This window comes from Streptomyces sp. S063, assembly GCF_002832675.1.
GTDB lineage: Bacteria > Actinomycetota > Actinomycetes > Streptomycetales > Streptomycetaceae > Streptomyces > Streptomyces sindenensis.
This window is the reverse complement of record NZ_CP021707.1, coordinates 4314026-4335858: the sequence shown is the minus strand read 5'-3', so window position 1 is coordinate 4335858 and position 21833 is coordinate 4314026. Positions and strand designations below refer to the sequence as shown.

The following is a 21833-nucleotide window of genomic DNA, read 5'->3' as shown; positions in this document are numbered from 1 at the left end:
TCACCGCTCCGGGAACCGCTCCCCGCACCGGCTGCAGAACACCGGCGAGGGGTCCTGCGACAGCCGCCCGCACTCCGGGCAGACCCGGTCCAGCATGCAGGGCCCCTCGCCGCCCTCGTACGCCCCGCTCGGCGGCTTGATCGCCAGGCCGGGGCGGCGGCGGTGGACGGTGAGGTAGGTGAGCCCGTCCGGTCCCGCCGCGAGCGCGCGCCGGGACGTGCGGGGCAGCCAGAGAACGGTGCCCGGCGCGAGGTCCAGGGCCTGGCCGCCGGCCCTCAGAAGGCCCGCCCCCTCCAGCACCACAAGCAGCACATCGAGCACGTCCTCCTGGTGCTCACCGACCTCGGCGCCGGACGGCAGCCGCACCAGATTGGCATCCAACTCCCGCCCGGGCTCGGCCAGATGCCACAGCGCGCCGCGCTCGCCGGGAGCGGCTGCGGACAGCAGATCGTCGATGACGGCGAGGACCCGGGGAGCAGCGTTCACGGCATCCAGGCTACGCCGCTGCCGTAGGCTGTCCGGCCGGCTTACCAGGGAGGGCATAGGAATGGACCGGGCACGGGACGACACGCGGTATCCGCCGATCGAGCCGTACGAGAGCGGGATGCTGGATGTCGGGGACGGCAACCACGTGTACTGGGAGGTGTGCGGCAACCCGGACGGCAAGCCGGCCCTCGTGGTCCACGGCGGCCCCGGGTCCGGCTGCTCGCCCGGCTCCCGCCGGTACTTCGACCCGGACCGCTACCGGGTGGTCCTCTTCGACCAGCGGGGCTGCGGCCGCTCCACACCGCACGCGAGCGATCCGGCGACGGACATGCGGCACAACACGACGGCCCACCTGATCGCCGACATGGAACGCCTGCGGGAGCACCTGAACATCGACACGTGGCTGCTGTACGGGGGCTCGTGGGGCTCGACCCTGATCCTGGCGTACGCCGAGGAGCACCCGGAGCGGGTCACGGAGGTGGTGATCCAGGCGGTGACGACGACCCGCCGCAGCGAGATCGACTGGCTCTACCGGGGCGTGGGACAACTCTTCCCCGAGGCCTGGGCCGCCTTCCGCGCGGGCGTCCCCGAGACGAGCGACCCGGCCGGTCTGGTCGCGGCGTACGCCCGCCGGTTGGAGAGCGAGGACGCGGCCGTACGGGAGAAGGCGACGGCGGACTGGTGCGCCTGGGAGGACGCGGTCGTCTCGATGGAAGCGACCGGGGGCCCGGCCCCGTACGGCGGCCGCCCGGACCGCGAGCAGCTGGCGTTCGTCCGGATCTGCGCCCACTACTTCGCCCACGGAGCCTGGCTGGAGGAGGGCCGGCTCCTGGCCCGCGCCCACCGCCTTTCCGGCATCCCGGCCGCCCTGATCCACGGCCGCTTCGACCTCGCGGGCCCCCTGATCACCGCCTGGGAACTGGACCGGGCCTGGCCGGACGCCACGCTCACGATCATCGACAACGCGGGCCACATGGGCGGCACGGAGACCCGGCGGGCGGTGCTGGCGGCGCTGGACGGGTTCGCGGGGAAGCGGTGAGGCCAACCCGCCCCCGGCCGAAGCACTCCGGGGGCGGGCCCGTACGCGGGGCGTGCGGCTCCTACCAGGCGAACGCCTCCGGCGAAGGACCCGGGCAGTTCGAGCCCTGGGGGTGCCCTTGTGAACGCGCTTGGCGGATCGAAGCTGCACCGGGCCGCCCCGGGCGATCCTCAAAAGATGCGTGCGAGCAGAGCGGCAAGCGACGCAACGCCGACCACCATCCATCCAGCGGCCAAGGCGCTTATCGAAAAATCAGAGAGCCCCGTCCCGCGCAGAGCCTCCCTGAAATCCCTCCCCCATCCTCGCGGGCTGTATTGCACCAGAACACCGATGGGCAGGAAGGCCAGGAGGACACAAAGGAGCATCATTCAGGAGACTCCACGCATCAGGAGATAAAAGAAGGCCAAAGCCATAAAGACACCGAAGGCGATGAGAATCCCACCGAAGACTCTCACCGCCCCCAGCCGGCGGGACCTTTCGTGCTCGATCGAACTCGCAGCCAGATGCCTGCCGGACATCTGATCCGCCATACCCCACCAGTTCCTCCTCAGAGAGAACCCCATCAGAACCATGACGAGAGAAAAGAAGAGAAGCACGACAAACCACCCACTCAGGATCTACCCATTAGGCAGCGGGCGCCCCAACTCCTGGAGTTGGGGCGCCCGCCATCGACCGATTCAGCCCGTTCGGACGGACACACCCTCAAGGCGTCAGTTCAGCTTGAACATCCATGTGTGATTCAATCCGCCTCCCAATCCGGCTCCGACTCCCGGGCCGCCACCATAACTGGTCGCCCACACCGGCTCGTTTCGGAAGTTGCGGACAGCAGTACGATCCGTATTGACCGCGGCCTCGTGAGCGGCAGTCACACCTCCGAAGTAATGAGCCGAGACCGATTTGTCTATTCCGTAACCGGCGAGCTGATCGAGGTCGTCCGCATTGCTTTCCACGTAACTCCCGTCTCCGGCCAGGCCTCCATCGAACAATCCGACGCCAGCGGAGAAGCTAAGACCGTACTTTCGTTCACCCTTGGCATCCTTGCTCCACATGAAGCAAGCCCCAGCGCTGCCCAGCGCGACAACACCGCCCGACAACCCGGCACACACCCCGCGTGTCCTTTTCTCGCCCTTCGTCGAAACGGAATCGACCGCCAATTTCTTCAGTTTCGCCGCTTCGCGCTTGACCGCGCCTGCCACATCCGGTCCATTCTGGTACTTCTTCGGATAGTAAACCTTGTACCCGGGGACTCGCTTGGGAATGCGCGGGATCATGAAGGTCGACGGGCTCGCCCGGTAGTTTCCGTAGTAGCGAACCGAATCGACGTCCTTCTTCGGCGTCTGCTTCCACACCCACTTCGAGCTCTTCTTCGTGTACCCCGCCGTCATTCCCCGGTCACTGGCCCACCGCTCGTCGTTGTACGAGTTGCCACCCACCGGACCGTCCGGGCGCAGGCCCGTCGGGTCGGACTTCGTGAGCGGGCTGTTGTGGGCGTAGCTGTAGGCGTTCATCTGGGCCGGATCACGGAAGTCGATGATCGGGTCGACGGAGAGGAAGCGGCCCAGGACCGGGTCGTACTCGCGGGCGCCCAGGTGCGTGAGGCCCGTAGGGTCGTTTGTTCCGCCGACGAAGCCGCGGTTACCGAAGACCGTCGACTGCCCGGAACGCAGCCCGCCGAAGGGCAGTTGCTTCCTGCGGGTCAGGGCGAGTGTGCCGACCGCGATGGCCGTCATCGCCGTGCCCTGGTGGTCATTGATCAGGTAGGCGATGGCGTTGCCGTTGCGGACCGCGACCGTTTCGCCGTTGTGCACGTAGTACCGGGTGGCGGTCTTCGCGCCGTTCGCCGCGAGGTTCAGCTGGTCACCGTTCGGGAGGGTGAGGGTACTGGAGCCGTCGCCGTTCTTCGCGACGATGCGGTTGCCGTCCGCGTCGTAGATGTAGCTGGTCTGCTATCCGCCCTCGGTGAGCGTCGCCAGGTGCCCCTCGGCATCCCACGTAAGGTCCTGGGCCTTCGTGCCGATCGTCCGCTTGATGGTATTGCCGGCCTTGTCGTACGCGGGGGAACACCGACGTCACCCTGACCGCGGAGGTCTCCGACGCGGACGGTGGAACGTTCCGCGCTCAGTTCCGCCTCTGGCGCGCCAACCAACTGGCCGGTGGCACGGAGATCTTCAATCAGATCGTGTCCGCCACGTCCGGCACCGTCGCGAAGGTGAAGGTACCCGAGGCAACCCTCCAGACGCATCTGGAAGCGGCGGGCGGCAACTTCGGCTGGAAGGTGCAGACCCTCGACTCGGCCGCCAACTCTCCCTGGGTTCCGACGGGCACCTGTGGCTTCACCTTCGATCCGACGCGCCCCAGCTCGCCGCCCACCATCAGTTCTGCGGAGTTCCCCGACGGGTCCGACGGATGGCCGGCCGCCACCGGGCAGGCTCGCACCGCCGGGACATTCATCCTCGGCAATGGCGGTGTCAACGACGTCAAGTCCTACGAGTACTGGACCGATTGGGACCTCACCGTTCGCCCGCTCCTGCCAGTACGACCGCCAGGAACTCGCCGTCTTCGACGAGGCCAACAACCACTGGCAGAACGCCGACCAGATCCTCGCCATCGGTGACGTGGACGGCCCCCTGGACACCGACGGCGACGGCACCGCAGAGGTCGCCGGATACCCCGACCTCCTGGTCAAGGAAGGCAACTTCCTCTGGCTGTACTTCGGTTCCGCCTCCTTCTATCTCGACGACGTACGCGACCCCGTGCTCGTCGGCAGCGGATCCTGGTCGTCCTACGACCTGGCCGCGCCGGGCGACCGCACCGGCAACGGCCACGTCGATCTCCTCGCACGGCACCGGACCAACGGCGAACTCCGGCTCTACGCCGGGACCGGCCCTTCGGGAGAGGGCCTCGGCAGTGGTCCCCAGTCCACTGTCATCGGTTCCGGCTGGACGCGAAGCCACCGGCCGTTGGTGACCGCCGTTCCTGACGCGGGGTCGGACAACAAGACGGACGTCTTCGCCACGGGCGGCGACGACAAGTTCTACCTCTACCCCAACATCTCCGGCAGCGGTGTAGCCGTCGGGACCCAGGGCTGGCTGGACTTCCAGGCTCTCAGCTGACGCGTCGGGCAACAACGCAAGGGGGCCTCCCGTCGCTGTGACGGGAGGCCCCCTTGTCCTGTGCGCTCCCTGCCCTACCAGGCGAACGCCTCCGGCGAAGGGCCCGGGCCCGGGAAGATCTCGTCCAGGCCGGCGAGCACTGCCTCCGGCAGCTCCAGCTCAAGCGCCCGCAGCGCGCTGTCCAACTGCTCGCCGGTGCGCGGGCCGACGATCGGGCCCGTGATGCCGGGGCGGGTCAGCAGCCAGGCCAGGGCCGCCTCGCCGGGCTCCAGGCCGTGCTTGTCGAGCAGGTCCTCGTACGCCTGGAGCTGCGCCTTGGTAGCGGGGTCGGCCAGGGCGTCGGCCGCGCGGCCCGAGGCGCGGCGGCCGCCCTCGGTCGTCTTCTTGATCACGCCGCCCAGCAGACCGCCGTGCAGCGGCGACCAGGGGATGACCCCGAGACCGTACTCCTGCGCGGCCGGGATGACCTCCATCTCGGCGCGGCGCTCGACCAGGTTGTAGATGCACTGCTCGCTGACCAGGCCGAGCGAACCGCGCCGGGCGGCCTGCTCGTTGGCCTGGGCGATCTTGTAGCCGGAGAAGTTGGACGAGCCGGCGTAGAGGATCTTGCCCTGCTGGACCAGGACGTCGATCGCCTGCCAGATCTCGTCGAAGGGCGTGTTCCGGTCGACGTGGTGGAACTGGTAGAGGTCGATGTGGTCGGTCTGGAGGCGCTTGAGCGAGGCGTCGACCGCGCGCCGGATGTTCACGGCGGAGAGCTTGTCGTGGTTGGGCCAGGCCTCACCGTCGGCGCCCATGTTCCCGTACATCTTGGTGGCCAGGACCACCTTGTCGCGGCGGCCGCCGCCCTGGGCGAACCAGGTGCCGAGGATCTCCTCGGTGCGCCCCTTGTTCTCGCCCCAGCCGTAGACGTTGGCCGTGTCGAAGAAGTTCAGGCCCGCGCCGAGCGCGGAGTCCATGATCGCGTGACTGTCCGACTCATTGGTCTGCGGGCCGAAGTTCATCGTTCCGAGAACGAGCCGACTGACCTTGAGTCCCGTACGTCCGAGCTGTGTGTACTTCATGGCACCCAAGCCAACGCCTTCGAGTCCACTCCAGGCAAGGACGCGAGGACCGGGTGTCCCTCGCCGCCCCCTGCCGGCGGTAACGGGCCCCGCCCGTCGATGCCCCCGCCCGGCGCCGCCCGTAGGCACCAACCGTCCGGCACCACCCGTCGGCGTCGGGCGTCTGCCTCAGGCGTCGCCCTCCAACGTGATCACCAGCGTCCGCAGCAGCCGGTTCAGCTCCTCGCAGTCCTTCTCGTCCAGCCGCGCCAGCATCCTGCGCTCGTTGCGCACATGCCCCTCCACCGTGTCGTCGACGAGCGCCCGCCCGGCGTCGGTGAGCGTGACGTGCAGGCTGCGGCGGTCGTCCGGGACGGCCTCCCGGACGACCAGGCCTCGGGCGGTCAGGCGGTCGATCCGGTTCGTCAGCGCGGCCGAGCTGACCATGACGCTCGCGGCCAGCTCCTTGGGGGTGAGCGGGCGGTCGCTGCGGCGGAGGGTGGCGAGGACGTCGAACTCCCAACGCTCCATGCCGTGTTCGGCGAAGTACCGACCGACCTCCTTGTCGACGAGCCGGGTCAGCCGCAGGAGCCGGCCCACCGCGCCCATGGCCTCCAGGTCCAGGTCGGACCGCAGAGCGGCCCACTGGTCCAGGAAGTCGTCGACCGCGTCCCGCGTCCGCGTCCCCGTCTCGTCCATCGCCCGGCCCCACTCCTGGTACTTCCACGTCGAACTGTTTGACGTCAGCCTACCTCCCGCCCTACCTTTCCGTTCCATGAGAGATAGTTCGACGTCGAATGATTACGGGGACATCGCGGCCCGACCCGCGAACGGCGACTTCGACACCGGCGACTTCGACACCGTCGCCCGTGTCATCCACTCCCGCCGCAGCGTCCGCCACTACCGGCCCGACCCGATACCCGCCGGTCTCCTCCGGCGGCTGACCGACCTCGCCCTCCGGGCGCCCTCCGGCTTCAACCTCCAGGCGCGGTCCGTCGTCACCGTCGCCGCTCCGGCCGGCCTCCGCGCGCTCACCGCCGCGACCGGCGGGCAGCCCCACCCCCAGGAGGCGCCGGTGATGCTCGGGTCCGTCGCGGAGTCGGCCGCCCACCGGGAGGACCGGGGCGACATCTGGGAGACGGCCCGCGCCCACCCGGGCCGCCGGGAGCACGCGCTGACCTGCTTCAGCGAGACCTTCGGGCGGTGAGGACCCCCGTGCCCCCGGAGCCTGCCCATCGCGCCTCGCCCGCGCCACTCACTCCACTCGCGCCACTCACGCCACCCGCGCCGACGACGTCACGGAGACCGGTATGACCCGACAGAGCCAGGTGCGGATCTCCTTCGTCACCGCCCTCGCGCCCCTCGTCTGGGGTTCCACCTACCTGGTCACCACGGAGTTCCTGCCGCCCGACCGTCCCCTGCTCGCCTCCACCGTGCGCGCCCTGCCGGCCGGGCTGATCCTGCTCCTGGTGACCCGCGTTCTGCCCCGGGGCGTCTGGTGGCTGCGCGCGACCGTGCTGGGCGTCCTGAACATCGGCGCCTTCTTCTACTTCCTCTTCCTCGCCGCCTACCACCTGCCCGGCGGCGTGGCGGCCCTCGTCATGGCCGTCCAGCCGATGATCGTGCTGGTCCTCGGCGCCCTCTTGCTCGGCGCCCGGATACGGCTCCCGCACATCGGCGCCTGCCTGCTCGCCGCCGCCGGGGTCGCACTCCTGGTCCTCCGGCCGCAGGCCGCCCTGGACGGCGTCGGCGTGCTCGCCGGGCTCCTGGGGGCCGTGTGCATGGCCTCGGGCATCGTGCTGACGAAGCGCTGGGGGCGCCCCGAAGGGGTCTCGTCGGTGGCGTTCACCGGATGGCAGCTCACCGTCGGCGGCCTCGTCCTGCTGCCCGTCACCCTGCTCGGCGAACCGCTCCCCGACCGCCTGACCTGGGGCAACGTCGGCGGCTTCGGCTACCTGAGCATCATCGGGGCGCTGCTGGCGTATGTCGTGTGGTTCCACGGCATAGCACGGCTGCCGGCGCTCACCGCATCGTTCCTGTCGTTCGGCTCACCCCTGGCCGCGACGGTCCTCGGCTACCTCTTCATGGGGCAGACGCTGGGACCGCTCCAGTTGCTGGGCGCGGTGGGTGTCATCGGTGCGGTGGTGCTGGCGCAGCGCGGCGCGGGGGCGTCGCCCGGTACGCCGCGCACGCCGACCGCCTCAGCCGCCGAAGGCGGCCCCCACGGCGACGACGACGAATATCAGCACGAGCACGGCCGCCATGATGCGGTTTCTGGTCTTCGGGTCCACCCTTCGAGCGTAGCGGCACCGCCCACCGGACCGACGCCCAGCCCGCCCGGGTCACCGCAACCGCACCCGCACACCGGGCCGACGTGACCGCCCCCGTACACCGGTCGGCGTAACGGCGGCGCTCACCCGCCCAGCGGCCAGGCCCGCACCGCCGAGTAGCGCGGCCGCTCCCCCGGCACCCCGGACACCGGCAGGTGACTCCGTACGAGCGTGAGCTCCCCGGCCTCCCAGCGCTCCCCCTCGAACCCCGCCAGCGCCGCGGCGAAGGGTCGCAGGTCCGCCGCGCGCCGGCTGCGGGCCAGGGTGAGATGCGGGGTGTGACGGCGGTGCTCCTCCGTCGTGAGCCCGGCCCGCCGGGCGGCGGCATCCGCGCGCTCGGCGAGCAGCCGCAGCGTGTCGAGCCCGCCCGCCGCCCCGGCCCACAGTGCCCGCCCGCCGAAGTGCCCGGCCCCGCGCATCCGGAGCGCGAAGGGCGCGGTACGGCGCGCGGCCCGCTCCAGGCGCGCCTCCAGCTCCGGCCGCACGTCCTCGGGCACCTCCCCGTAGAACGCCAGCGTGAAGTGCCAGCCCTCGGGACCCGTCCAGCGCAGTTCCGGCGCCCCGGGCAGGGCGTGCAGCGGCGCGAGAGCCGCACGGAGCTCGGCGACGGCCGCGGCGGGCGGCAGGACGGCGACGAAGAGGCGCTCGGTGGCCGGACGACCGGGATCGCTGCTGCTCATGCGCGCGAGTCTGGCAGGTCCGGGCGCGTCCGGGACGCCGGGCCTATCGTTGTCCTACGCGGCTGCCCGCACGCCCGTGCGGCAGCGGGGAGGAGCGGCACGATGACCGTCGTAGACACCGACAGGATCGACATGGCCGACACCAGCGACGAGCGCACTCTGGACGAGATGTTCGAGTGGCTTGAGCCCACCCCCGAGGGATTCAAGGTCGAGATCGTCGAGGGGACCGTCCACATGTCGCCGCAGCGGGACACGCACTGGGAGATCATCCGCAGGATCGTCCGTGCTCTGGAGGACCGGTTCGGAATGGACGTGAGGGCCCTCTCGGACGTACGCATCGACTTCGGCGAAGGCAACGGCTTCGCCCCTGACATCGTGAAGCTCTGCGACAAGGCGGCCAAGAACAGCCACGGCCGCTGGCTTCCCGAGCACATCGAGTTCGTCGGCGAGGTCATCTCCAAGGGCACGGCCGCGGCCGACTACGGGCCCAAGAAGGACGCCTATGCGGCTGCCGGCGTCCCCGTGTTCCTCATCGTCGACCCGTACGTGGGTCGCTGCCTCCTCCACTCGGAGCCGAAGGACGGCGGCTACCACAAGAAGGTCGTCGTCGACTTCGGCCTCGACGTCGATCTCACCGACACCGCCATGGACCTGGTCCTGAAGACCGACGCCTTCCCCCGCGACTGACCCCGCGCCCGGGCACACGAAAGGCGCCCTCCCCCGCTCCCGGGGAGGGCGCCTTCCGTTCGCTCACGCCGCCGTCGCCAGCTGCTCGCGCGGAACGAAGCGGACATGCGGGCGGCCCGGGCGGAGGTCGACCTTCAGGCGGAGGCCGCCGACGCGGGCGAGGGCGAAGCCGACGGCCAGGGCGGCGATCACCGAGATCGCGCCGCCGGCCGCGAAGCCGACGCGGGCGCCGTACGTGTCGCTGATCCAGCCGACGATCGGGGCCCCCACCGGCGTACCCCCGGCGAAGACCATCATGTACAGGCTCATCACCCGGCCCCGCATCTCCGGGTCCGCGGCCATCTGGACGCTCGTGTTCGCGGTGATGTTCGTCGTCAGACCGAGCATGCCGATCGGGACCAGGAGGATCGCGAACAGCCAGACCGACGGGGACAGCGAAGCCGCGATCTCCAGCAGGCCGAACGCCGTGCCCGCCGCCACCAGCATCCGCAGCCGCGAGGAGCGGCGACGGGCCGAGAGCAGCGCACCGGCCAGCGAACCGACCGCCATCAGGATGTTGAAGAAGGAGTACATGCCCGCGCCGCCGTCGAAGATCTCGTCGGCGAAGGCGGTCAGCCAGATCGGGAAGTTGAAGCCGAACGTGCCGACGAAGCCGACCAGGACGATCGGCCAGACCAGCTCGGGGCGACCACGGACGTAAGCGAGGCCCTCGCGGAGCTGGCCCTTGGCGCGGGGCACGGTCACCGAGGCGTGCAGTTCGTCTCTCCGCATCATCAGCAGGCCGACGAGCGGGGCCAGGAAGGACAGGCCGTTGAGCAGGAACGCCCAGCCGCTGCCGACCGTGGTGATCAGGACGCCCGCGACGGCGGGGCCGATGAGCCGGGCGGACTGGAAGTTCGCCGAGTTCAGGCTGACCGCGTTGCGGAGCTGCGCGGGGCCGACCATCTCGGAGACGAACGACTGGCGGGCCGGGTTGTCGACGACGGTCACCATGCCGAGGAGGAAGGCGACCAGATAGACGTGCCAGACCTCGACGACCCCGGAGAGGGTCAGGACGGCCAGCGCGATACCGCACAGGCCGAGCATGGCCTGGCTGACGAGCAGGATCTGCCGCTTCGGGAGGCGGTCGGCGATGACGCCGCCGTACAGGCCGAAGAGCAGCATCGGAAGGAACTGCAGGGCCGTGGTGATGCCTACGGCGGTGGCGGAACCCGTCAGGCTCAGCACGAGCCAGTCCTGCGTGATGCGGGACATCCAGGTACCGGTGTTGGAGATCACGGCGCCCGTGGCGAACAGGCGGTAGTTACGGATCTTCAGCGACGAGAAGGTCCCGCCGGTCGTGCTCTCGTGGGTGGAAGTCGGTGCGGGGGCGGAGTCTGCTCCGGGTCCCGTACTCAAAAGGGTTCATCTCCTCGTACGTCTGCGGTGTGCGGTCCGACGAGGACGTGACGACGGGCGCTCCGGCGGCGATCCGGTCCGGCCGTATACGGGGATACGGCCCGGCAGATCACCGTCGGCGCGCCCGTGGGGTCACAGGTGGGCGAGCTTCTCCAACACGGGCGCGGCGGCCCGAAGCGTCTCCCACTCGTCCTCGTCCAGGCCCTCGGCGAGGTGGGCCAGCCAGGCGTTCCGCTTGGTGCGGCTCTCCGCGAGCATGGCCTCGGCCTGCTCGGTCTGGCTGACCCTCTTCTGCCGACGGTCATCGGGGTGCGGTTCCAGCCTGACCAGCCCCTTCGCCTCCAGCAGCGCGACGATGCGGGTCATCGACGGCGGCTGTACGTGCTCCTTGCGGGCCAGCTCACCGGGGGTGGCCGAGCCGCAGCGGGCCAGGGTGCCGAGCACCGACATCTCGGTGGGGCTCAGCGACTCGTCGACTCGCTGGTGCTTCAGGCGACGGCCCAGCAGCATCACGGCGGAGCGGAGGGAGCTCACGGCGGCGGCACTGTCGCCGTCGTGGATCAGGTCAGGCATGTTCGTTAGCGTAACTCATTACCCAATCTAAATACCACCCGGTTGCATCTCCCGTACATTCCGATCACCCGAACGAGTGAGTTGGAAGCGGAAAGTGACGCAAAGAGCGCTCCGGGGCGGCGACCCTGCTGGACATGGGATCGACAGTGCTCAGCCTGCGGATAGACGGTGAGCTGCTCGACCGGCTCCGGCAGCACGCCGCGAAACGCGGAATGAGCGTCCAGGACTACGTGGTCCGGACGCTCATTCGCGACGACTTCGACGAACGCTTCAAGGTGGCCGTCGAGGAGACGGAGAAGTTCTACGGAGAGACGGAGAAGCTCTGCGGGCCGACGGGCCCTGCGGTGACCAGGGACCCGATCACGTGAGGCCGAGCGCCGGCATCGCGTAGTAGAAGACGAAGACCGCCGACACCACGTACATCGCGATCGGGACCTCGCGGCCCCGGCCCGCGGCCAGCCGCAACACGGAGAAGGCGACGAAGCCGATGCCGATGCCGTTGGTGATCGAGTACGTGAACGGCATCATCACCATCGCGAGGAACGCGGGGACGGCGAGCGTGTAGTCGCTCCAGTCGATGTCCCGCACCGAGCCCGCGATGATCAGGAAGCCGACCGCCAGCAGGGCGGGAGTGGCCGCCTGCGACGGGACCATGGTCGCCAGCGGTGTGAGGAACAGCGCCACCGAGAAGAGCAGACCGGTCACCACGCTCGCCAGTCCGGTGCGGGCGCCCTCGCCGACGCCCGCGGTGGACTCCACGAAGCACGTGGTGGCGGAGGCGGAGGTCGCCCCGCCCGAGGCGACCGCGATGCCGTCCACGAACAGCACCTTGTTGATGCCGGGGAAGTGGCCCTTCTCGTCCATCAGCTTCGCCTCGTCGCCGACGCCCAGGATGGTGCCCATCGCGTCGAAGAAGCAGGAGAGCAGCACGGTGAAGACGAACAGCACGCCGGTCAGATAGCCGACCTTCTCGAAGCCTCCGAACAGGCTGACCTCACCGAGCAGCCCGAAGTCCGGGGCCGAGACCGGGTTGCCCGGCCACGACGGCGTCGTCAGGCCCCACGCCCCGTCCGGCAGACCCGCCACCGCGTCGATGACCAGGGCGACGACCGTCATGGCGATGATCGAGATCAGGATCGCGCCGGGCACCTTGCGCACGATCAGCGCGAGGGTGAGCAGCGCACCCAGGACGAAGACGAGAATCGGCCAGCCGTTGAGGTGGCCGTCGGCGCCGAGCTGGAGCGGCACGGTGGTGTGGGCGGCGTCCGGCATGCGCGAGACGAAACCGGAGTCGACGAGGCCGATCAGCAGGATGAACAGGCCGATACCGATCGCGATGCCCTTGCGGAGCGACCTGGGCACGGCGTTCATCACGCGTTCCCGCAGCCCGGTGGCGACCAGCAGCATCACCACCACGCCCGCGAGGACGACCATGCCCATCGCGTCCGGCCAGCTCATCCGGGGGGCGAGCTGGAGCGCGACGACGGTGTTGACGCCGAGACCCGCGGCGAGCGCGATCGGCACATTGCCGATGACGCCCATCAGCAGCGTGGAGAAGGCGGCGGAGAGCACGGTGGCGGTGACCAGCTGACCGTTGTCGAGCTGGTGGCCGTACATGTCCTTCGCGCTGCCCAGGATGATCGGGTTGAGCACGATGATGTACGCCATCGCGAAGAACGTGGCGAACCCGCCGCGGAACTCACGGGCGACCGTCGACCCCCGCTCGGAGATCTTGAAGAACCGGTCCAGGCTGCCCTGGGGCTGCGGATCCGCAGGGGGCGGGGAGTCGACCGGAGCGGTGGCCGAGGGGGGCATGGGTGACCTCAGTCGTACGTAGGGGAGGCGGAGCAAAGGACGAGAGGTGATCGAATTTGGATGTTCAGACGAACAATTCGAGCCAGCCCAAAGCAGATTCAGTATGAATACATCAAGCGAAGATCGCTATCTCCGCGCGTAGACCCTTGGTCCGACCGCCCTGTCACCCGCCGACCGGGTGGCCCGCACCGGGCCCCATACACTGAACACATGGAGAAGTGGACACCGAAGCACGAGGCGCCCGAACCCCTGGAGGGCCCCGTCGTCGCCACCGTCGTGGGCGGCACGGTCCTCTGGTTCGTCCTCTTCCTCGCCCAGCTCCCCTTCTACGGCTGGTTCGCCGACCGCGGCCACACCTGGTGGGTGTGGACCCCGCTGGCCGGCGCCGGACTCGGCCTGATCGGCATCTGGTACGTGCGCGGCCGCGACGCCGCCCTCAAGCGCCACGCGGCCCGGGCCGAGGTCAAGGACGCGGCCGGAGCCGAGGCGGCGGGCAGGGCGCTGAGCGACGACCGACCGGACCGGACCGCCTGACCCGCTCGCGTCTCCGTACAACCACGGGACCGACTTCGTCCTCCCCTGGTCGGATCTTCGACCCCCCGGCGGGAGATCCGGCTCCGACGCCCGTAACGTCGGAGCCATGACGCAGCGGGCACTCGATTCCTCCGGGGAGCAGACCCCCGGCCCCTCCCGGCCGGCCATGATCGACGCGGGGGCGGAACTCGACCCCGTGCACCCCGTGGAGCCACCGCCGCCCCGTCGCCCGGACGGTCTGAGCGCCGCCGAGGTCGCCGAACGGGTCGCGCGCGGTGAGATCAACGACGTACCCGTACGCTCCTCGCGTTCGATGACCGAGATCGTCCGGGCCAACGTCTTCACCCGGTTCAACCTGATCATCGGTGTGCTCTGGGTGATCATGCTGTTCGTCGCGCCGATCCAGGACAGCCTCTTCGGCTTCGTGATCGTCGCCAACACCGGCATCGGCATCATCCAGGAGTGGCGGGCCAAGAGGACCCTGGACAGCCTCGCGGTGATCGGCGAGGCGAAGCCGACCGTGCGGCGCGACGGGGTCGCCGCCGAGATCTCCACCTCCGAGATCGTCCTCGGCGACCTGGTCGAACTCGGCCCCGGGGACAAGGTGGTCGTGGACGGCACGGTCGCCGAGGCCGACAGCCTGGAGATCGACGAGTCGCTGCTGACCGGGGAGGCCGACCCGGTCCTCAAGCGGGCCGGTGACCCCGTGATGTCGGGCAGCTTCGTCGTCGCGGGCGGCGGCGCGTTCACCGCGACCAGGGTGGGACGCGAGGCGTACGCCGCGCAGCTGGCCGAGGAGGCGTCGCGCTTCACGCTCGTCCACTCGGAGCTGCGCAGCGGCATCAGCACGATCCTCAAGTACGTCACGTGGATGATGGTGCCGACGGCGATCGGGCTGATCATCAGCCAGCTGGTGGTGAAGGACAACAACTTCAAGGACTCCGTCGCCCGGACCGTCGGCGGCATCGTCCCGATGATCCCCGAGGGCCTGGTGCTCCTCACCTCCGTCGCCTTCGCCATCGGTGTCGTCCGCCTGGGCCGCAAGCAGTGCCTGGTGCAGGAGCTGCCGGCCATCGAGGGCCTGGCCCGGGTCGACGTGGTCTGCCTGGACAAGACGGGCACGCTGACCGAGGGCGGCATGGACGTCACGGAGGTCCGGCCGCTGAACGGGAGCGACGAGGCGTACGTCGAGGAGGTGCTGCGGACGTTCGGCGCCTCGGACCCCCGGCCCAACGCCAGCCTCCAGGCCCTCATCGACGCGTACCCGCAGAGGGAGGAGGCCGCCTGGGCGGTCACCGACGCGATGCCGTTCTCCTCCGCGCGCAAGTACAGCGGCGCGGCGTTCACCGAGGCCGACGGGACGGCTTCCGCCTGGCTGCTCGGCGCGCCCGACGTCCTGCTGTCCGAGGGCGACACGGCCCTGGCCGAGATCGAGCAGCTCAACGAGCAGGGTCTGCGGGTGCTGCTGCTGGCCCGTGTGCAGGGCGACGCCCTTGACGCGCCCGGCGCGGCCGCCGGAGCCGCCCCCGCCGCCCTGGTCGTCCTGGAGCAGCGGCTGCGGCCGGACGCGGGCGACACGCTCGCCTACTTCGCCGACCAGAACGTGGCCACCAAGGTCATCTCCGGCGACAACGCGGTCTCGGTCGGCGCGGTCGCCGGAAAGCTGGGTCTGGCGGGCGCGGAGAACACCCTCGACGCCCGCCGGCTGCCCACCGACCCGGACGAGATGGCCACCGCCATCGAGCAGAACGCGGTGTTCGGCCGGGTCACCCCCCAGCAGAAGCGGGACATGGTGGCGGCCCTCCAGTCGCGTGGCCACACGGTCGCGATGACCGGCGACGGCGTGAACGACGTGCTGGCCCTCAAGGACGCCGACATCGGCGTCTCGATGGGCTCGGGCTCGGAGGCGACGCGGGCTGTGGCGCAGATCGTGCTGCTGAACAACAGCTTCGCGACGCTGCCGTCGGTGGTGGCCGAGGGCCGCCGGGTGATCGGCAACATCACCCGGGTCGCGACGCTCTTCCTGACCAAGACGGTCTACTCGGTGCTGCTGGCGATCCTGGTGGTCTGCACCCAGGTGGAGTACCCGTTCCTGCCGCGCCACCTGACCCTGCTGGCCACGCTGACCATCGGCGTCCCCGCGTTCTTCCTGGCGCTCGCGCCCAACAAGGAACGGGCCCAGCCCCACTTCGTACGCCGGGTCATGCGGTACGCGATCCCCTCGGGCGTCATCGCGGCGGCGGCCACCTTCACCACGTACCTGGTGGCACGGCACCACTACACCGGCGAGGGCGCCCTGGACGCCGAGACGAGCGCGGCGACGCTGACGCTGTTCCTGGTCGCGATGTGGGTCCTGGCGATCATCGCCCGCCCGTACACCTGGTGGCGGATCGGCCTGGTGGCGTCGATGGGGCTCGGCTTCCTGATCGTGCTCGTGGTGCCGTGGCTGCAGGACTTCTTCGCGCTGAAGCTGGTCGGCACGACGATGCCGTGGACGGCGGTCGGCATCGCGGTGGCGGCGGCGGTTCTGCTGGAGTCCGTCTGGCGCTGGGTGGGGCGGCGCTTCGGGGCGTAGGCCGCGGGCATACGGAAGCCCCCGGGAGGACGGTGGTCCTCCCGGGGGCTTCCGTCTGTCCTGCCGTGCGGCTTCGGCTACTTCACGTCGACGAAGTCACCGGCGGCCGAGACGGCCGGGGTGGTGGACGTACCGGCGAAGCTGTAGCGCCAGTAGCCGTCGACCGAGGCCTTGACGGTGGTCTTCAGGGTGCCGGTGGAGCTGGTCCTGATGGTCTTCACCGTCGTGTAGCTCTTGGCCCCCTTCTTCTTGAACTGGAGCTTCATGGGCTGGTTGGCGTAGCCCTTGTACGTGTTGGTGTCCCAGTTGGCCCGCGTGAGCTTGCCGGTGACGGTGAGGGTCTTGCCCTTCTTCACCGGCTCGGGGGACGCGTTCACGGTCAGCTTGGAGAACCGCTGCACGCGGGACTTGGCATGGTGGTCGTTCCACACGAAGTCGTTCTGGCCGCGGCTGCCCGCGAGCGCGCCGGCGGCGACGTTCCAGGTGCCGGCGAGGCTGCTCGTGTAGAGGTCGTCGGACCGCGGGTCGACCGTGATCGAGACGGTGCACGTGGAGGTGGTCGGGTCGGCCGAGACCTTGCAGCTGCCGACCTCCTGGGCGGGAGCGAGGAGACCGTCGACCTTGTCCAACTGGCCGTGCCACAGGTAGGCGAACGCGTCGTCGATGCCGGACGGCGACGAGGCAGTGATCGCGATGGTGAACTTCTGCTTGGACTTCGTGCCCACCACGATGTCCTTGCCGCCGTTGACGACGACCTTCTTGATGACGGGCACTTCCGCGGCACGGGCGGCGCGGGCCTTGGCGGCGGGCGCGGACTCGGCGGCGAAGACATCGGCGCCGGAAGGCAGGCTCAGGCCCGCGTCCGGCTTCTCGTCGGCCTGGACGGCCGGAACGGCGAGAGCGGAAAGGGCCAGGGCGCCGGAAACGGCGGCCACGGTGGCACGAATACGCATGTGTCCCCAAGTGGAGAAGGGGCCCCGGGGCGCGCTCGCGTCGCCGGCCCGACGGGACCCGTCTGTTCCTGTGAGCCTCTTGGCTCACAGGAACAGACAGGCGAGTCAGGCGAACGGTTGTGCGGTCTATGACTTTTTCGTGAAGATCACACGAGGCGGCCGCACGTCCACCGCTCCACGCCCGCTTCGGCTACTTCACGTCGACGAAGTCACCGGCGGCCGAGACGGCCGGGGTGGTGGACGTACCGGCGAAGCTGTAGCGCCAGTAGCCGTCGACCGAGGCCTTGACGGTGGTCTTCAGGGTGCCGGTGGAGCTGGAGGTGACGGTCTTGACCGTCGTGTAGCTCGTGGCGCCCTTCTTCTTGAACTGGAGCTTCACGGGCTGGTTGGTGTAGCCCTTGTACGTGGCGGTGTCCCAGTTGGCCCGCGTGAGCTTGCCGGTGACGGTGAGGGTCTGGCCCTTCTTCACCGGCTCCGGGGAGGCGTTCACGGTCAGCTTGGAGAACCGCTGGAGCGATGTCTTGCCGGCCGTGTGGTTCTCGATGACTTCACCGTCGTTGGCGAGGGCGGCCGCGCCGATCTTCCAGGAGCCGGCGTCCGAGTTGTACAGCATCGCCGGGTCGAAAGTGACGGTCATCTTGCAGGTGAGGGTGTTCGCGTCGACCGCCTTGCAGTCGTTCACGTCCTCGTTCTGGTAGATGCCGATGCTGTCCGGGTCGTCGACGGACTTTCCCCTCCAGACGTAGGCGTAGACGTCCGTGATCCCGGAGTCGTCGGTGGCCGTGATCGACAGGCTGTAGGTCTGCGGCGTCTTGGTACCCGCCACGGCGGGCTTGCCGCCGTTGAGGACAGCGTGGGTGATCAGCGCCGAGCCACCCTGCGCGGTGGCGCCGAACGAGCGCTTCGCCTTGCCGGACTCCGCCTTCGAGGGCTGGGAGGCCGAGAACGGGTGGGGCACCGACCACGAACGGCCGTCATCGGCCTGTGCGGCCGGTACTGCGAGAGCGGAAAGGGCCAGGGCGCCGGAAACGGCGGCCACGGTGGCACGAATACGCATGTGTCCCCAAGTGGAGAAGGGGCCCCGGGGCGCGCTTGTACCGTCAGCCCGGCGGGACCCATCTGGTCCATGAGCCTCTTGGCTCACAGGAACAGACAGGCGAACCAGGTGAACGGTTGTACGGTCTGTGACTTTTCTGTGAACCCGCAGCTCACTCCCGGGAAACCGCCGGCCCTCAGTCGAACCAGCGGTCCCGCGCCAGCTCCTCCGTGCGCGACGGGTCCTCCAGCAGCGCCGCGACCTCGAAGCGGCGGGGCCACTGGCCCGCCGCCCAGGCGAGGCCCGCCGCCACGCCCTCCAGGGTGGCGGCGTGGACGACCCCGTCCGGGGTGCGGCGCCAGTCCAGTTCGACGCCGCCCGCGCGGAGTTCGGGGTGCTCGATGTACGCGTCGGGGGTGGCGGGGCCGAGGAGGACGCGGACCGGCTCCGGTACGCGGTGTTCCTCGCCCTCGCTGGTGACGTCCGCCTCGACCGTCTCGCCCAGGCGTCGCACCTGGAGCAGGTCGGCCAGCTCGGCGGCCCGGGACGGGGCCACGGGGAGCAGGGGCAGGCCGCCCGTCAGCGGCAGCACGTCCGGGGCGTCCGCGATCACGGCGTCCGCCGCGTCGACCACGACCACCTCCCCGTCCACCACGGCCCGCAGCTCGTCCGGCAACGTCACCTGGTCCGGGTCGAGTTCGGCGAGCGCCGTGTAGAGCGCGTGCAGTTGTACGGGGGTGACGGGGCGGCTCTCGTCGGCGAGACGGCCCAGCAGTTCGGCCGCACCGCCGGGCTCGTCCAGCAGGGCGGCGACCGACGTGCGCACCCCGAGAGCCCGCAGCACCTGGGCGTCGTCGAAGCCGGTCGCGTCCACCGCGTCGTACAGCCCGGCCAGGAGCGGGTCGCCGCCGGCCGAACGCAGGCCGGCGGGGCGACGGCCGTCCAGCACGGGGTGGTCGCGCAGCCACCACGCGGTGTACGCGCGCACGGACTGCGTGGTGCCGTCCGGGAGCAGCACCCGCACCGGCTGTGTCAGCGCGTCGCGCAACGGCGGCTGAGCCAGCATCGCGAGCGCCTGCGGCCAGGCGTCGTCGTCGACCAGGTCCAGATCCCGTACGGCGACGATCTCGGTGGCGACCGGCGGTACGGGCGTCTCGGGCAGCTGGTCGAGCAGGTCCTCGCACCAGACATCGACGGCGTCCAGCAGCCCGGCGTCGTCGGGTTCGGCGAAGTCGCTGTCGCGGGGCTCCAGTTCGTCCGGGTCGAGGACGACGTCGGTGGCCCGGACCAGGGCGAAGGTCGCGAGCACCCCGCAGGCGGCCAGCGGGCCCTCGCCCCAGCGGTCGGCCAACTCCTGGTCGACGAGGGCGAGTTCCCCCTCCCGCATGATCTGCGCGAACGGGCTTCCGGGGAGGACGAGTTCACCGGCGGGGGCCGGCTCACCCTCTTCGTCGGGGAGGGCGAGCGCACCGAGCCACGGCTCGTCGCCGGGGGCGAGTTCGGCGTCGCGTACGAGGGTGAGGACGGTCTCGGCCAGCTCGTCGGCGTCGAGCGCGTCCTCGTCCCAGATCTCGCCCGCGTCGAGGGACCCCGCTACCGCCGCGCGCACCTGATGGGTCGTCAGCACGGCGCGGGGTGTGGCGGGCAGGGCCCCGAGCCTCTCCAGGAGGGGGTGGGCGGCGTCCGGGTGGGCGACCTTCAGGCCGAGCCGGGAGAGGCGGCCGAGGACGGGGCCGGTCAGCGCGTCCGGGAGGGGCAGCAGGATCTGGCGCGGCCCGATCGTGGTACGCGGCGGGCGGCCCGCCCGCTCGTCCTCCGGGTCACCGGCGAGCGGCACGGGGAGGCCGGTGAGCCGGTCGGGGTCGGTGCCCGCGAGGCTGTCGTAGAGACGGTGCCACCAGGCGGGGTCGCGCTCCAGACCGGCGAGGCGGTCGATCGCCTCGGTCAGCGGGACCCGGGCGACCCCGAGGGTGCGCAGCTCGGTCCGCCGTTCCAGGCCGGCGGGCAGCAGACAGGGCAGCACCTCGGCGAGCACGGTCACGGTCTCGGCCCCGACGCCCTCGACGACCTCGGCCTCGACGGGCCTCAGCGCAGCGGCGGGCTCCTCCGCACCGTCCCGGTCCCGGTCGCGGTCCCAGTCGTCGGCCCAGCCGTTCTCCGCCTCCGGGGCCCGGGGCGCGGCGGGCTCCAGGAACGCGACCCGGGGCAGCCGGGCCAGGATCGCCCCGCGCAGGGCCCCGTCCAGCGCGCCCTTGCCGAGCTGGCCCGGCACCAGGTCGATCGTCCCGGTCGACACGGGCCGCCAGTCGCCCAGCAGCTCCGCGTACGCATCGGCCGCCCGCTCCACCAGGAAGTCCGTCAGCGGCCCCGGCGCGGGGTGCCTGCGGGCGGTGTCCAGCGGGAGCGAGGCGATGAGCAGGGCGGGGATGCCGAGGGGTTCGTCGGTGGGGGTCGGGGCGTGCACGACCGGTGCCGTACGGGGGTGGAGCGGGGCCCCGGACTCGTCGACCGGGACCGCCCAGGTCACCGACCAGTGCGGACGCAGCCGCTCCTCGACCGGGCGGTCGGCGAGCAGGGCGGGCTCGACGGGCCCGTGACGGAGGACGGTGCGCCAGCGGTTCAGGCCGCGCGCGGAGTCGTCGATGTGGGTGTACGGGCCGTGCTGCGACCGGCTCAGGGTCCGTGTGCCGTCGGGGGTCTCGATGACGATCTCGTCCAGGCCGGGCAGCGTGAGCAGCAGCGCGTCGTCCACGGCGGCCAGCAGCCGGGCCACCAGGTCTTCGGCGGTGCCGTCGCGCAGCGGCAGCACGACGACGGTGTCGTACCCCTCGGGCGCGGAGCCCTCGGCGGGCAGCGGCAGGCGCAGCAGCGGTACGTGTCCGTCGCGGCGGCGCAGCTCGTCCCCGAGGCCGGGGGAGCCGACGGCCGCCTGGCGGGCCATCTCGCGCGCCTCGGCCAGCGACCAGCGGACACCGCCGTGGCGGCCGAGCACCGCCGGTTCGTCGCTGACCGCGAGCACGGCGGCGAACCCGACGCCGAAGCGGCCCACCGCGGACTCGTGGCCCTCGCGCTTGGCGGAGGCACGCAGGGTGGACAGGGACTCCACGCCGGTCGCGTCGAGCGGCGCGCCGGTGTTGGCGGCGGCCAGCACGCAGCGGGCGTCCGGGTCGCCGGGGGCGGCGGGGTGCAGGGTGAGGCGGAGCCTGCCGGGGACCTTGGCGCGGGCGGCGGCGTCGGCGGCGTTCTGGGCCAGCTCGACGACGAGGCGGTCGCGGTAGCCGCCGAGCGCGAGGTCCTCCTCGGCGTTGGCGTCCTCCCGGAACCGGGCGGGCCCGGCGCCCCATGCGTCGAGCACGCCGCGCCGCAGCCGTGCCGTCCCGAACGGATCGGCCTCCTCGGTCGCCTTCATGCTCACGCTCTCGACTCCGTCCGCGTTGTGGGTGGCCCGCGTATCCCTGTGCGACCCAGTGTGCGCCCGAAGGTACCGCGCCGGCCGCCCGTGCCGTACCGGCGGTCGCTTCAAGCCCGTCCGGCGTTTGAGGACGGCACCCTTGACCGGGGCAGCGGTCAC

The 21833-nt window shown here is 70.7% G+C and carries 19 protein-coding genes; 8 read left to right on the top strand and 11 right to left on the bottom strand.

Annotation, left to right across the window (positions count from 1 at the left end; genetic code table 11):
* The gene (locus CCZ36_RS20035) at positions 1-486 is read right to left on the bottom strand and encodes an AraC family ligand binding domain-containing protein (protein WP_128818270.1); all 486 of its coding nucleotides are present in this window, start codon (positions 484-486) and stop codon (positions 1-3) included.
* 61 nt (positions 487-547) lie between these two features.
* Here CCZ36_RS20035 and pip point away from each other — a divergent pair, with 61 nt between their 5' ends.
* Positions 548-1525: a prolyl aminopeptidase gene (pip, locus tag CCZ36_RS20030; RefSeq protein ID WP_128818269.1), complete on the top strand. Its 978-nt coding sequence runs from the start codon at positions 548-550 to the stop codon at positions 1523-1525.
* A gap of 710 nt (positions 1526-2235) precedes the next feature.
* On the opposite strand, the gene CCZ36_RS36705 is transcribed toward pip, so the two are convergent.
* A complete protein-coding gene (locus tag CCZ36_RS36705) occupies positions 2236-3333 on the bottom strand; it encodes an RHS repeat-associated core domain-containing protein (RefSeq protein WP_335755807.1) in 1098 nt (365 codons plus the stop codon).
* Positions 3334-3984: 651 nt separating this feature from the next.
* On the opposite strand from CCZ36_RS36705, the gene CCZ36_RS20015 reads away from it, so the two are divergent.
* A complete protein-coding gene (locus CCZ36_RS20015; RefSeq protein WP_128818267.1) occupies positions 3985-4638 on the top strand; it encodes a hypothetical protein in 654 nt (217 codons plus the stop codon).
* Between the two features lie 74 nt (positions 4639-4712).
* Here the strand turns inward: CCZ36_RS20015 and CCZ36_RS20010 are convergent, their stop codons facing one another.
* Together CCZ36_RS20010 and CCZ36_RS20005 are read right to left on the bottom strand one after the other, a co-directional pair.
* Positions 4713-5702, bottom strand: a complete 990-nt coding sequence (locus tag CCZ36_RS20010; protein ID WP_069735389.1) for an aldo/keto reductase — start codon at positions 5700-5702, stop codon at positions 4713-4715.
* Positions 5703-5870: 168 nt separating this feature from the next.
* Positions 5871-6380 (bottom strand): MarR family winged helix-turn-helix transcriptional regulator, encoded by a 510-nt coding sequence (locus CCZ36_RS20005; RefSeq protein WP_069735390.1) that lies wholly within the window; start codon positions 6378-6380, stop codon positions 5871-5873.
* A 76-nt stretch (positions 6381-6456) separates the two neighbouring features.
* Between CCZ36_RS20005 and CCZ36_RS20000 the strand changes: the two genes are divergently transcribed.
* A complete protein-coding gene (locus CCZ36_RS20000; RefSeq protein WP_128818266.1) occupies positions 6457-6888 on the top strand; it encodes a nitroreductase family protein in 432 nt (143 codons plus the stop codon).
* A gap of 103 nt (positions 6889-6991) precedes the next feature.
* Positions 6992-8059 carry an EamA family transporter gene (locus CCZ36_RS19995; protein ID WP_079149415.1) on the top strand — a complete coding sequence of 356 codons (1068 nt, stop codon included), beginning with the start codon at positions 6992-6994 and terminating at the stop codon, positions 8057-8059.
* 35 nt (positions 8060-8094) lie between these two features.
* Here CCZ36_RS19995 and thpR read toward each other — a convergent pair whose 3' ends face one another.
* Positions 8095-8691, bottom strand: coding sequence for an RNA 2',3'-cyclic phosphodiesterase (thpR, locus tag CCZ36_RS19990; RefSeq protein ID WP_128818265.1), 597 nt, complete (start codon positions 8689-8691; stop codon positions 8095-8097).
* A 102-nt stretch (positions 8692-8793) separates the two neighbouring features.
* On the opposite strand from thpR, the gene CCZ36_RS19985 reads away from it, so the two are divergent.
* Entirely contained in the window at positions 8794-9378 is a 585-nt protein-coding gene (locus CCZ36_RS19985) for a Uma2 family endonuclease (protein ID WP_069735392.1), read from the top strand.
* Positions 9379-9441: 63 nt separating this feature from the next.
* Here the strand turns inward: CCZ36_RS19985 and CCZ36_RS19980 are convergent, their stop codons facing one another.
* Together CCZ36_RS19980 and CCZ36_RS19975 are read right to left on the bottom strand one after the other, a co-directional pair.
* Positions 9442-10776, bottom strand: coding sequence for an MFS transporter (locus tag CCZ36_RS19980; RefSeq protein ID WP_128818264.1), 1335 nt, complete (start codon positions 10774-10776; stop codon positions 9442-9444).
* Positions 10777-10908: 132 nt separating this feature from the next.
* The gene (locus tag CCZ36_RS19975) at positions 10909-11349 is read right to left on the bottom strand and encodes a MarR family winged helix-turn-helix transcriptional regulator (RefSeq protein ID WP_006126571.1); all 441 of its coding nucleotides are present in this window, start codon (positions 11347-11349) and stop codon (positions 10909-10911) included.
* A gap of 134 nt (positions 11350-11483) precedes the next feature.
* Here CCZ36_RS19975 and CCZ36_RS19970 point away from each other — a divergent pair, with 134 nt between their 5' ends.
* Positions 11484-11717 (top strand): hypothetical protein, encoded by a 234-nt coding sequence (locus CCZ36_RS19970; protein ID WP_032749464.1) that lies wholly within the window; start codon positions 11484-11486, stop codon positions 11715-11717.
* Here the strand turns inward: CCZ36_RS19970 and CCZ36_RS19965 are convergent.
* Complete coding sequence (locus CCZ36_RS19965; protein ID WP_128818263.1) at positions 11710-13164, bottom strand: NCS2 family permease; 1455 nt, start codon at positions 13162-13164, stop codon at positions 11710-11712. The two genes, CCZ36_RS19970 and CCZ36_RS19965, sit on opposite strands and share 8 nt — an antisense overlap.
* Positions 13165-13374: 210 nt before the next feature.
* Between CCZ36_RS19965 and CCZ36_RS19960 the strand changes: the two genes are divergently transcribed.
* Both CCZ36_RS19960 and CCZ36_RS19955 read left to right on the top strand, forming a co-directional pair.
* Complete coding sequence (locus CCZ36_RS19960) at positions 13375-13698, top strand: DUF2530 domain-containing protein (RefSeq protein ID WP_128818262.1); 324 nt, start codon at positions 13375-13377, stop codon at positions 13696-13698.
* Between the two features lie 106 nt (positions 13699-13804).
* Entirely contained in the window at positions 13805-16273 is a 2469-nt protein-coding gene (locus tag CCZ36_RS19955; RefSeq protein WP_128818261.1) for an HAD-IC family P-type ATPase, read from the top strand.
* 77 nt (positions 16274-16350) lie between these two features.
* Here the strand turns inward: CCZ36_RS19955 and CCZ36_RS19950 are convergent, their stop codons facing one another.
* The 3 genes from CCZ36_RS19950 to CCZ36_RS19940 all read right to left on the bottom strand — a co-directional run bounded on the left by CCZ36_RS19950 (position 16351) and on the right by CCZ36_RS19940 (position 21671).
* Positions 16351-17226: a calcium-binding protein gene (locus CCZ36_RS19950; protein WP_164873530.1), complete on the bottom strand. Its 876-nt coding sequence runs from the start codon at positions 17224-17226 to the stop codon at positions 16351-16353.
* 190 nt (positions 17227-17416) lie between these two features.
* A complete protein-coding gene (locus tag CCZ36_RS19945) occupies positions 17417-18283 on the bottom strand; it encodes a DUF5707 domain-containing protein (protein ID WP_069735398.1) in 867 nt (288 codons plus the stop codon).
* A 175-nt stretch (positions 18284-18458) separates the two neighbouring features.
* Positions 18459-21671, bottom strand: coding sequence for a sacsin N-terminal ATP-binding-like domain-containing protein (locus CCZ36_RS19940; protein ID WP_128819635.1), 3213 nt, complete (start codon positions 21669-21671; stop codon positions 18459-18461).
* Positions 21672-21833: the final 162 nt, after the last annotated feature.

Coding starts and splice junctions, on each gene's coding strand:
- CCZ36_RS19945 (WP_069735398.1), bottom strand. CDS start 18,283: ATGCGTATTCGTGCCACCGTGGCCGCCGTTTCCGGCGCCCTGGCCCTT.
- CCZ36_RS19960 (WP_128818262.1), top strand. CDS start 13,375: ATGGAGAAGTGGACACCGAAGCACGAGGCGCCCGAACCCCTGGAGGGC.
- CCZ36_RS19975 (WP_006126571.1), bottom strand. CDS start 11,349: ATGCCTGACCTGATCCACGACGGCGACAGTGCCGCCGCCGTGAGCTCC.
- CCZ36_RS20015 (WP_128818267.1), top strand. CDS start 3,985: ATGGCGGTGTCAACGACGTCAAGTCCTACGAGTACTGGACCGATTGGG.
- CCZ36_RS19970 (WP_032749464.1), top strand. CDS start 11,484: ATGGGATCGACAGTGCTCAGCCTGCGGATAGACGGTGAGCTGCTCGAC.
- CCZ36_RS20010 (WP_069735389.1), bottom strand. CDS start 5,702: ATGAAGTACACACAGCTCGGACGTACGGGACTCAAGGTCAGTCGGCTC.
- pip (WP_128818269.1), top strand. CDS start 548: ATGGACCGGGCACGGGACGACACGCGGTATCCGCCGATCGAGCCGTAC.
- CCZ36_RS19950 (WP_164873530.1), bottom strand. CDS start 17,226: ATGCGTATTCGTGCCACCGTGGCCGCCGTTTCCGGCGCCCTGGCCCTT.
- CCZ36_RS19995 (WP_079149415.1), top strand. CDS start 6,992: ATGACCCGACAGAGCCAGGTGCGGATCTCCTTCGTCACCGCCCTCGCG.
- CCZ36_RS20000 (WP_128818266.1), top strand. CDS start 6,457: ATGAGAGATAGTTCGACGTCGAATGATTACGGGGACATCGCGGCCCGA.
- CCZ36_RS19965 (WP_128818263.1), bottom strand. CDS start 13,164: ATGCCCCCCTCGGCCACCGCTCCGGTCGACTCCCCGCCCCCTGCGGAT.
- CCZ36_RS20005 (WP_069735390.1), bottom strand. CDS start 6,380: ATGGACGAGACGGGGACGCGGACGCGGGACGCGGTCGACGACTTCCTG.
- CCZ36_RS19955 (WP_128818261.1), top strand. CDS start 13,805: ATGACGCAGCGGGCACTCGATTCCTCCGGGGAGCAGACCCCCGGCCCC.
- CCZ36_RS19985 (WP_069735392.1), top strand. CDS start 8,794: ATGACCGTCGTAGACACCGACAGGATCGACATGGCCGACACCAGCGAC.
- thpR (WP_128818265.1), bottom strand. CDS start 8,691: ATGAGCAGCAGCGATCCCGGTCGTCCGGCCACCGAGCGCCTCTTCGTC.
- CCZ36_RS19940 (WP_128819635.1), bottom strand. CDS start 21,671: ATGAAGGCGACCGAGGAGGCCGATCCGTTCGGGACGGCACGGCTGCGG.